Source organism: Betaproteobacteria bacterium, assembly GCA_016791345.1.
Lineage (GTDB): Bacteria > Pseudomonadota > Gammaproteobacteria > Burkholderiales > JAEUMW01 > JAEUMW01.
Genome location: JAEUMW010000368.1, coordinates 1 through 8,262, shown reverse-complemented (window position 1 = coordinate 8,262; position 8,262 = coordinate 1). Strand labels below are relative to the sequence as shown.

Here is an 8,262-nt window from a genome sequence, read left to right as displayed (position 1 = left end):
AGCTCGGAAGCGATGCCGAACAGCAGGGCGTTGACGCCCGTTGTGTCGGCCTCGGTCAGTTCGGTGAGATTGCCGATGCCCATCATGATGGGCACGTCCGGGAAGCGTCGGCGCAGTTCAGCGTAGCGCAGGATCGATTCGGTGAAACCGAAATGAATCGGATCGAGTACGGGGTCGGCGAAGAACGCGCGACCCATCGCTCTCATGCGCTCGATCGCGCGTGCGAGCGAGTCGAGATGGCCGGGCTGCGCCGGGATCAGCACGGGGACGGAGGGCACCTCCTCGGCGATCCAAAGCGTGTCTTCCTTGAGGGAGAGCAGATACTCCGCCCCGGCCTTGCCGCCGCGACGCAGGTCCGCCGCGTCGAGCGAATCGACGCTGACCTGGAAGCCCTCGCGCCGGAGTTCCTGGATCGCTTCTTCGAGGTGCGGAAACGGCGTGTCGGGCAGGCAGCCCAGGTCGATGACGTCCGCCCCGTCGTCGCGGTAGCGTCGCGCGCGCGCCAGGATCGCGGGAACATCGAGCGCCGTGGCATCTACGATCTCGGCGAAGATGAGCACGTCGTAACGCGACAGATCCACCGGTCGACCGGCACGGCCGAAGAACTGCGGTATATCCTTGAGCTCGGTCGGACCGCGCACGACCGGCACGCCGAAGTGCGTCGACAGCCCGTCGAGATCGCCCCGGCAGCGGCCCGGCACCATGAGTCGCGTGGCCTGCCCGATGTCCGTCACCCGTCGGCGGACCAAATCGGTCGTCATGAGACCGGCAACGCTAATGCCGATCTGCCGCACGTCATAGGTGAACCCGGCGGGCCGCATCGCTTCGAGCACCCTGTGCAAGCTTTTCTCGGCGAGCTTTCCCGTGAGGAACAGTATGTGATCGGACATCAGGCTATTCTACTGGCGGCGACGCGGCCTCGGGGCCGTCGCTCAAACGCATCGAAACCGCCCGCACTCGGCAATGAACGCGCCCCTCATCGAGCTCTATCCGCAACCTGGCCGTAGCCGGGAGCTTGCGGGGGCCTGGCTCGATCTCGATCTCCCGGGGCTGGGGCGACCCGGTGCGCCCGTGATCTACGGCAGCTTCGTCGCGAGTCTGGACGGGCGCATCGCCGTCGCCGACACCCAAAGTGGCAAGCTTGCGCTCCCGGAGGCGATCGTCAGCCGTCATGATTTCCGCCTGCTGCAGGAACTCATGGCCCAAGCCGACTGCTTCGTCACGCACGGCGGTTATCTGCGGGCGGTCGCATCGGGAAGCCTCGATGACATCCTGCAGGTGGGGATCGGGGCGGATGCCGCCGACCTCACGCGATGGCGCGCCGCGCACGGGTTTCACGGCCAGCCGGGTATCGTCGTCGCGAGCGCCACCCTCGACTTCGAGGTGCCGCGATCGGTGCGCGATCACGGACAGCGGCTGACCATCATGACCGTCGCGGGCGCACCGCTGGAACGTGTGCGCCACTTCGAAAGCCAAGGGTTCGACGTCGTCGTGGCCGGCACCGGCGCGCACGTGGAAGCGCAGCCGGTCGCATCGATGCTCGCGCAGCTCGGGTATCGCAGCGCCTATCTGGTGGCCGGGCCGCGCATGCTCGACACGATGCTGAGACAGCATCAACTCGGCCGCCTTTTCCTGACGATCACGCATCAGATCCTCGGCGGCGAGCGCTTCGCCACCCTGACCTCGGGTGCACTGCTCGGTCCCGCCGGGCACCTCAGGCTGCGGACGCTCTATTACGATGCGCAGCAGCCCGCCGGTGCAGGCCAGTGGTTCGCGCAGTTCGAGCCTGGCGGCGTGTGAGGCGCGCCGCCGGTTGCAGGCTCGCCCGATTGCTAGTGCAGAACCTTCTCCTTCTTGTTGGGATCGCGGATGGCGAGCCGCTGCATCTTGCGGTACAGCGTGTTGCGACTGATCTTGAGGCGCCGCGCAACGTTGGTGATGTTCCAGTGATGACGATCCAGTTCGCGCACAAGGGCCTCGCGCTCGGCATTCTCGAGCGGTGACAGGTCGGAGGCGGGGGCGGTTGCAGCAACGTTAGGGGCAGGTGCCGGCAGCAACGGGCTGCTGCCCGTGCGCACTGCCTCGGGCAGGTCGAACTCCGTGATCACCCGGCCTTCGCGCAGCGCGAGCACGGTGCGCAGCACGTTGCGCAGTTCGCGCAGATTCCCCGGCCAGCCGTAGCTGTCGAGGCGGTCCATGGCGGCCTCTTCGATCTCGACCGGAGTGTCTTCCGCTTCCTCCGCGAGAATGCGCCGGATCAGCTCGCGGCGATCGCCGCGTTCACGCAGCGGGGGCAGCGTGACGACGAGGCCGTGCAGTCGGTAATAGAGGTCAGGCCGGAACTCGCCGGTCTTGATCTTCTCGGCAAGGTTGCAATGGGTCGCGCTGATGAGCCTGATGTCGACCTTGATCGGTTCCTCACCGCCCAGCGGCAGCACCTCGCGCTCTTCCAGCGCGCGCAGCAGGCGCGCCTGCAACTGCACTGGCATGTCACCGATCTCGTCGAGGAAGAGCGTGCCGCCGTTGGCAAGAAAGATCTTTCCCCGACGGCCATCGCGCGCCGCGCCGGTGAAGGCGCCGGCCTTGTAACCGAAGAGTTCGGATTCGATCAGCGTCTCCGGGATGGAGGCGCAGTTGAGCGCCACGAACGGCTTGCCGGCGCGTTCGCTGGACTGGTGCATCGCCTTGGCGAACACTTCCTTGCCGCTGCCCGTCTCGCCGCACAGCAGCACCGGGATGTCCTTGTCCAGCACGCGCTTGGCGCGCCGGATGCCGAGCATCATGGCGGGATCTCCCGTGTCCAGCGCGTCGAGCGGCGCGGCCGCCGTCTCGGCTGGAGGGGTACGCCGCGCGGGGCGCTGCGGTGGACGCGGCACCGTGATTGCACGCGCTCCGGCAGGCGGCCGCACGGTGCCGAAGAAGCGCCCGCCACGCCGTGCTTCGACGATGGGCGTCGGATGGAAGCCGTTGCGTGAGGACAGATCCACCAGCACCTGAGCGCTTTCGATGAAGAGTTCGCCGATGTCGCGCCCGATGACTTCGGACGGCGAGGTATAGCCGAGTTGCAGGCAGGCGGAGCGGTTGGCTGCGAGGACGCTGCCTGCGGCCGAGAACGCGATCATGCCTTCGCCCGGCGAGTCCACGAAGTCGGGACGTCCGTGAAAGCGCAGGATGAACTCGCTGCCGAAGCGGTGCAGGAACAGACGGTTCTCGATGCGCTGCGCCGCCATGCTCACGAGCACGAGCGTGTGCTGGCGCGTCACCTGCGGCTCGCCGGAAGCATCCAGCACCGCGATCAGCGCGCCGTTGTGATCGAAGATCGGCGCGGCAGAGCAGGTGAGCCCGATGTTGCGGCTGAGGAAGTGCTCGGCGTGATGGATGACGACGGGTTGCCGCTCGGCGAGACAGGTGCCCAGTGCATTCGTGCCCTGCGTGCGCTCCGTCCAGATGGCGCCCGGCGTCAGGCCGCTGTTCGCTGCGAGGCTGTCCAGCCCCGGTTCGGCGAAGCAGCTCAACACCACGCCGTCGCTGTCGGTGAGCACGATGGCGTAACCGGAGCAGGCGATCTGCTGCGACAGGCTCGCCATCTCGGGACGGGCCAGCACCAGCAGGTCCGCGAGACGGGCCTGGCGATCCGCGAGTTCGGCTGCGCTGACGTATCCCGGCTCGCGCGGCTCGGCCGGATCGAGCCCGTAGTCGTTGACGCAGCGTTTCCAGGAAAGCGCGACGCGGCCGGCAACACCGCTGGTGTCCGCCGACGAACTCGCTTGAATGACTGAATAGACGTGCCGAGCGTGATTGGTCACAACGTCCGACATGGGAGCCCCCTCCAGCTTTGGCGCTCCCCTCGGGGCGGTCAGTACCGAATCTGCGGGGAGATCCGGAGCTGTCCTGGCAGGTCTGACCCGGGGAACGCATGGGGCCGGAGGTCTGTCACAGGAGGCAGTCTGCCGCCTTCGTTGTGGTCGAGTGCGGATGTTACCAGAAACGACAAGTCACTTGACCAGCAGGCAGACCTCCGTCATTCCACATCACACTTTCGGGAGCTCACAATGATCCGCCGCACGTTGGCTGCAACGCTCTTGCTCGTCCCGGGTGCCGTACTCGCCGACGATTACCCCACGGTCGACCGCGTGCAGTACGTGCTCGAGTGCATGAAGAATCACGAGGGCAAGTACGAATACATCTACAAGTGTTCGTGCGCGATCGATGCCATCGCCAAGAAGATGCCCTACGACTCCTACGTCGAAGCCTCCAGCGTCGCCCGTTACTCGAACATGGGTGGCGAGAGGATGGGGGTCTTCCGCGATTCCGACCAGATGCGCGCACTCATCAAGAAGTGGAAGGCGGCCGAGGCCGATGCCAACAAGGCGTGCTTCGTCGAGTAGCCGGACTCACGAGCCCGGCAGCGCGCCGGGCGTAACCTGGACCGAGCTCGTGAAGTGCAGATCCTTGGAATCGACCACATCGGCCTTCAGTTCGCCGCCCGCCCTGGGCACGAAATAGAAGCGGAAGTTGGGATCCTCGCTGATCGTGAAGTCCACCTCCGCCGACATGAGCGGCTTGCCGGCATAGGTGACGTCGATCCTGCGCACGAACTGCGGCGGCGCGTAGAGCCGCGTGACCTGGTCCATGGCGAGGCCGGAGACGTTCGGATGGCTGACCATGAGCTGCGCGACCGAGGGCTCGTCCGGCTTGAGACCGGTGTCCAGCCTGAATTTCATCTTGCCCATGCGCGCCATGGATGCTTCCAGGTCCTTGCCGGCAGGGGCCGAACAACCGCCCGCCGCCTTCACGTACTTGGACGCCATGTGCAGCGAACCGTCGTTCATCTCGGCGATCGCGCGCACGGTGGTGTATTCCTCGATGCGCACCCGTGTGTCGATGTCGGCGCGACCGCTGTCCGGCGTGAAGGTGAAGACCGCGCCGACCGGTGACGGATTCCTGTCGATGACGAGATACACTTTCTTGATATAGCGCTCCGGCTGCTGCGTCACACGGGTCTTGATCGACAGCGGGACCACGGCGGCGTCCTCCGCCCGGTCGGGCGCTTCCAGCACGAGCACCTTGCCATCGTTCTCGCTGATGGCGCGGTCGCCGAAGAGACCAGCCCGCACCAGTTCCCAGTTTCCGGCTTTCTGTGCCGGCTCGGCGGCCAGCAAAGGCATCGCGGGCAGTCCTGCCAGCACGAGCAGGGCGAACAGTCGCTGCATCATGGGTGCTCCTCGCTTTGGTTCTTCTCGTTTCGCACTCTAGTCTTCCCACTCCACTTCGGAGTACACGGCCGTCACGTTGCGCTTGTTGAAGAGATCGAACAGCAGCCATTTCTCCCGCTCCGATTCCCCAACCGTGGCGACGGCCTGCTGGATCGTCTGCCTCTTCTTCAGCGCAGCGCACGTCTCGTCGAGGATCAGGCGCAGATAGGCCTCCTGACGCTTGAACGCGTCGCGCCAGCCGTTCTCGATCAGACCGTGGCCGGCGACCACCCGTTCCACCGGCAGTGCCTGTACATCCGCCATCACCTTGAGCCAGCCGCGGACGCTGCCGTCGACTACCGGAACGTGGCCGACGAACAGGAGATCCCCCGTCCACAGCGTGCCCGTTTTCGGGTCGTAGACGGTGAGGTCGTTGTCGGTATGCGCGGTCGGCCATGCCCGCAATTGCAGTGTCCGGCCGCCCAGGTCGAGGTCCAGGCGGTCGCGGACGAGCAGGGTCGGCGGGATCACCGTGCTGCCCGCCGCGACTGCCCCGAGATTGCGTTCCAGCGCATTCAGGTAGACCGGGCCGCGCGTGGCCATCGCCGCCGGCAGCTTGTGGTGACCGACGTAGGTCGGGTGGTCCGCGGAGAAGGCGGCGTTGCCGAAGATGTGATCCGGATGGACGTGGCTGTTGATGACGTAGCAGACCGGCTTGTCGGTCCTGGTCCGCACCGCCTGCTGCAGTGCATCACCCAGCTGCTTCGTGCCGCCGCTGTCGATCACCGCGACGCACCGCTCCCCGACGACGAATCCGACATTGGCGATGCCGCCGAGGTTCTGCGGCGTCACATCCTGCTGCGCGCCAGGATGCAGGAACACGCCGGGGGCGACCTCACGCATTTCCAGCGGGGCGGGGCCGGCAGCGATGAGGATCGACGGGACGAGCATCGCGAGCGCGAGCAGCGCCCGATGACAGTGGCGGAGACGGGACGGTGCGGTCGCGAGCACGTTTGACACGGGACGAAGCGGCGGGCGATGCATGAAGAATCCGGAAATATAGCCGAAGGTGGCGCCGCCCTGCTTTCTGGCGTGCCGGTCCGCGGCGCGGCGACCCCGTTTTTGCACTGCGGCGGTGCACGCGCTTCCCGTCGCCGGACGATCGCCGCTAAGATGCGTGCACCATGTCCGCCGCGAGGTTTCCCCTCCCTGCCTGTCTCCTGCTCGGATGTCTGTTCGCGGTGGCGGGCTGCGGCTTCCGCACCTACGAGCCGAAGCCTCTCGATCCGGCGCGCACCGCGGCCGAGTTGAACGCCCGCTCGCTGGAATCGCCAGCGCTGCGTGATTACCTGCAACAGCGCGGCGTTGCGGTCGATCCCTGGCCGCGGACGGACTGGACGCTGACGGAGCTCACCTGGGTTGCGCTGTACCACGCGCCGGAGCTCGACATCGCGCGCTCGCAGGTGGCGGTGGCGCGGGCGGGGGAGGTGACGGCGGCGCAGCGGCCGAATCCCGCCGTGCAGTTCGGCGGTCAGCACCACAGCCAGACCACGGAGGAAAAGACCTCGCCGTGGACCGTCAGCCTGGTCCTCGACCTGCCGATCGTCACCGGCGGCAAGCGCGAGGCGCGGCTCGCGCAGGCGCAGGCGCTGTCCGACGGTGCCCTGCTCGATCTGGCGGCAGCGGCGTGGCTTGCGCGCACCCGCGTGCAGGCGCGCTACATCGACGCCCATGCGGCGGCAGAAGAAGTCCGGCTCGCGCACGGGGAAGTCGCGCTGCGCCGCGAAGAGCTTGCCATGCTGGAGCGGCGGCTCGAGCGCGGTTTCGCCTCGGCCGCCGAGGTCGCGGGGGCGCGCACCCGGCTCGCAGAGTCGCAGCTCATCGCAGCACGCAGCGAGGCGCGCGATCTGGAAACGCGGGCGGCGCTGGCGCAGGCGCTCGGCGTGCCGACGCAGAGTGTGAGCCGGTTGACGCTGACGTTTGCCGATTTCACGGCCGCGCCGGCGCTGGAGAGCGGGTTGGATTTGCGCAGCCTGGCGCTGCAGAACCGTCTCGACATCCGCCGCGGTCTTGCCGACTACGCGGTGGCCGAGGCCGCGCTGCGTCTCGAAGTCGCCCGGCAGTACCCGGACGTCATCCTGCGTCCGGGCTACCTCTGGGACCAGGGTGACCGCATCTGGGCGCTCGGCTCGATCCTGTTCCTGCCGCTCGCGAACCGCAACGAGGGGCCGATCCTGGAGGCGGAGGCGCGCCGCGATCTCGAAGCCGACCGCTTCCTGGCGCTGCAGGCGCGCACGATCGCCACGGTGGAGGCGCGGCAGGTCGGCTACACGGCGGCGCTGGCCGAAGCCGACGCCGCGGCGGCGGTGCGGCGCGACGCGCTCGACCGTGCGGCGCGCACCGAACGCCGCTTCGATGCCGGCGATGCCGATCGGCTGGAATGGACGCGGGTGCGGCTGGAGTCGATCGCGGTCGAGCGGGCGGCGCTGGCGAGCCGCGTGCGCGGGCTGCAGGCGCGGGCCGCGCTGGAGGACGCCGTGCAGGCGCCGCTCGACGGCACGCCGGCGCCTGTGGCCGACCCCGTCATGCCGCGACTGGCCGTCGACGCGCGATGACGACACGCCGCGCACTCCTGCCCTGGGTGCTCGGTGCGACCATCGTGCTGCTGGCGGCGGCGCTCGTCTACACGGCGCGCGACGAATTCGCTCCAGCAGAGGAAGGGCCGGACGAAGCCGCGTCGCGTGTCGGCGAACTCCGATTGAAGATCTCGGCCGAGGCGCAGGAAGCGGCCGGCATCCGCACGGCCACCCTCGCTTCGGCGACGTATGCGCCGGTGGTCGAGGCGCTCGGCGTCGTCATCAACCCGGCGCCGCTGGTGGAACTGCGTGCGCGCCTGCTCACTGTGCGTGCCGAAGCCGATGCGGTGCGCGCTGCCGTGCGCTTCAGCGGGCAGGAGCGCGACCGGCTGGAGGCGCTGTACGAGGACGATCGCAACGTGTCGCGGCGGGCCGTGCAGTCGGCCAACGCCACGCTGCGCGGCGACGCGGCGCGCGTAACGGCGCTCGAG

General features: G+C 67.9%; 8 protein-coding genes. 4 read left to right on the top strand and 4 right to left on the bottom strand.

Annotation, left to right across the window (positions count from 1 at the left end; genetic code table 11):
* On the bottom strand, window positions 1–890 hold an 890-nt coding region (locus tag JNK68_14405), incomplete at its 3' end, for a dihydropteroate synthase (protein ID MBL8541535.1).
* Window positions 891–963: 73 nt separating this feature from the next.
* On the opposite strand from JNK68_14405, the gene JNK68_14400 reads away from it, so the two are divergent.
* The gene (locus JNK68_14400) at window positions 964–1,800 is read left to right on the top strand and encodes a dihydrofolate reductase family protein (protein ID MBL8541534.1); all 837 of its coding nucleotides are present in this window, start codon (window positions 964–966) and stop codon (window positions 1,798–1,800) included.
* A gap of 32 nt (window positions 1,801–1,832) precedes the next feature.
* Here the strand turns inward: JNK68_14400 and JNK68_14395 are convergent, their stop codons facing one another.
* Entirely contained in the window at window positions 1,833–3,818 is a 1,986-nt protein-coding gene (locus JNK68_14395; GenBank protein ID MBL8541533.1) for a sigma-54-dependent Fis family transcriptional regulator, read from the bottom strand.
* Window positions 3,819–4,052: 234 nt separating this feature from the next.
* Here JNK68_14395 and JNK68_14390 point away from each other — a divergent pair, with 234 nt between their 5' ends.
* Entirely contained in the window at window positions 4,053–4,388 is a 336-nt protein-coding gene (locus JNK68_14390; GenBank protein MBL8541532.1) for a hypothetical protein, read from the top strand.
* Between the two features lie 6 nt (window positions 4,389–4,394).
* On the opposite strand, the gene JNK68_14385 is transcribed toward JNK68_14390, so the two are convergent.
* Together JNK68_14385 and JNK68_14380 are read right to left on the bottom strand one after the other, a co-directional pair.
* Complete coding sequence (locus JNK68_14385; protein ID MBL8541531.1) at window positions 4,395–5,213, bottom strand: quinoprotein dehydrogenase-associated SoxYZ-like carrier; 819 nt, start codon at window positions 5,211–5,213, stop codon at window positions 4,395–4,397.
* Window positions 5,214–5,252: 39 nt separating this feature from the next.
* Window positions 5,253–6,239 (bottom strand): quinoprotein relay system zinc metallohydrolase 2, encoded by a 987-nt coding sequence (locus tag JNK68_14380; GenBank protein ID MBL8541530.1) that lies wholly within the window; start codon window positions 6,237–6,239, stop codon window positions 5,253–5,255.
* Between the two features lie 140 nt (window positions 6,240–6,379).
* On the opposite strand from JNK68_14380, the gene JNK68_14375 reads away from it, so the two are divergent.
* The gene (locus JNK68_14375; protein MBL8541529.1) at window positions 6,380–7,810 is read left to right on the top strand and encodes a TolC family protein; all 1,431 of its coding nucleotides are present in this window, start codon (window positions 6,380–6,382) and stop codon (window positions 7,808–7,810) included.
* The coding region (locus JNK68_14370) for a hypothetical protein (GenBank protein ID MBL8541528.1) at window positions 7,807–8,262 on the top strand (456 nt) is incomplete at its 3' end. The genes JNK68_14375 and JNK68_14370, both read left to right, overlap by 4 nt.